We start from the raw sequence: 1,992 nt of genomic DNA, 5'->3' as shown, positions 1-1,992 counted from the left end.
ACATACCAACTCAAAAGGAATAACGATAGTATTTGTAGAAACCTACATAGAATATAAAAATCATTAGGGGGAAATGCAATGATTCATAAAGTTGGACAAATTATGTTATATGTAAATAATCAAGATGAGGCAGTCAATTTTTGGACGGAAAAGGTAGGGTTTCATGTAGTTGCAGAAGAAGATAATAAGCAAGGAATGAGATGGATTGAAATCGCTCCAATGGGCGGTGCAGAAACGAGCATTATATTACATAATAAAGAAGTGATTTCTAAAATGAGCCCAGAATTGAATCTTGGTACACCGTCTTTAATGTTCTTCTCAGAAAATCTTGATCAATTATATGCAGATTTAAAAAATAAAAATGTTACTGTTGGCGAAATGGTAACTATGCCTTCTGGTAAAGTATTTAACTTTGCTGATAGTGAAGGGAATTATTTTGCGGTTATGGAAAAGAACAAATAATAATATTACTATGTGAAAATCCCCATCAAATATATTGAGGGGGATTACATGTTTGAAGTGGATTTTTCATTAGAGAATTGATTAATATAAAATACGCCTTTTTCAATAGCTGTCTCAATATAACCAACGATTTGATTAAACGTAAATACTTGTAAGTCTTCATGCAAATTTTGCTCCGGATACAACATATCTTCAAAAAGATACTTTCGAAAAGAAAAAACGTTTTCTTTAGAAACCTCTTCAATATCGACAATGTGAGCCTCTTGATTGAGAAGAGAGAAGAGCTGTTGTTCTTTATCGTAATGATGAAGCAATTTTGCATTTAACAATTTAAAATCGTTATAGTACATAGGTGCGATCGTTTCATCATTTTCTATTCTATTTTTTAGCCAAGGTAGAAAAAAGCCACTTAGCCAATTATCATCGGCAATGAGATGGGTGTAATAGCCTAAGAGAAAAGGGGAATTCATATGAACTTTATATTTTTGAAAAAAAGAATTGAAATCTATCCTTCGCGTATAGTTTTTCGTCGTGCCTGCGTAAAAATGTGAAGTTCCTTTTTCTTCTGCTGAATGAACTGCATCAGGGGCTACACCTCCAAGTATGAAAGAAGTTTTATCTTGAATACATAATTTCTCGGCAATCCTGTTAGCAATAATAGCATGCATAATTCGTGATCCCATGAATGACACCTCGGTTTCAAGTATTCATTTCAGGAAGATGACTGAACAGTTAGTATTACTTTCCCTGTACTTTTTCTACTTTCGACCCATTCATGTGCTTTCCCTGCATCTTGGAGTGGAAAAGATTTTGTAGCATTGATTTGCAAACGCCCGTCACGCAAATAACGGAATACTTCATTTGCAGTTTCTTGGAGTAGTTCAGGACGTTTTTTTCGTGTAGTTCCAAAGCTAAAACCGAGTATAGAACGGCAACTTGCATGTAAATCTTTCGTATGGAAATTGCCAATTTCACCACTAGCATTACCGAAATGAACGAGGCGACCGTAATAAGCAAGACATTTTAAACTTCTTTCCGAAACAGATCCAGAAATAGAGTCTAAAATGATATTTACGCCTTCTCTATTTGTCAGCTCATTGACTTTCTCTACAAAATCTTCATCTTGATGACAAATAACATAATCAGCTCCGGCATATAAAGCAATTTCTTTTTTTGCTTCACTTCCGACAGTACCGATAACTTTTCCAGCCCCTAATAGTTTTGCAAGTTGAATAGCTGTAGTACCAATTCCGCCAGCAGCCGCATGAATGAGTACTGATTCGCCTTGTTGAAGCCTTGCTACCTTTGCGAGTAAATTATAGCTTGTAAAAGATACGATTGGACAAGCAGCTGCAGTTTGGAAATTAATTTCATCAGGTAATACGAAAGTAAGATTTTCATTTGCAACAACATATTCAGCGTATGATCCATTTTGAGGAAATGCAATGACACGCTGTCCAGGATAAATATTTTTCACATGAGAACCGACACGTTCTACAATACCAGCGGCATCTATCCCTGGAATAAAAG

Annotated in this window: 3 protein-coding genes; 1 reads left to right on the top strand and 2 read right to left on the bottom strand. The window is 35.3% G+C overall.

Annotation, left to right across the window (positions count from 1 at the left end):
* The first annotated feature begins 78 nt into the window (after positions 1–78).
* Positions 79–462, top strand: coding sequence for a VOC family protein (locus tag RCF13_RS07260; RefSeq protein WP_000581469.1), 384 nt, complete (start codon positions 79–81; stop codon positions 460–462).
* 44 nt (positions 463–506) lie between these two features.
* Here the strand turns inward: RCF13_RS07260 and RCF13_RS07255 are convergent, their stop codons facing one another.
* Positions 507–1,145, bottom strand: a complete 639-nt coding sequence (locus RCF13_RS07255; RefSeq protein WP_000535603.1) for a zinc dependent phospholipase C family protein — start codon at positions 1,143–1,145, stop codon at positions 507–509.
* Between the two features lie 29 nt (positions 1,146–1,174).
* Positions 1,175–1,992, bottom strand: an 818-nt coding sequence (locus RCF13_RS07250; protein ID WP_308141018.1) for an NADPH:quinone oxidoreductase family protein, incomplete at its 5' end; no start/stop codon positions are given.

The organism is Stenotrophomonas maltophilia group sp. RNC7, from assembly GCF_030910085.1.
In the GTDB taxonomy this organism is placed as follows: domain Bacteria; phylum Pseudomonadota; class Gammaproteobacteria; order Xanthomonadales; family Xanthomonadaceae; genus Stenotrophomonas; species Stenotrophomonas sepilia.
The sequence above is the reverse complement of the archived record's forward strand: the minus strand, read 5'-3'. Positions and strand labels throughout refer to the sequence as shown.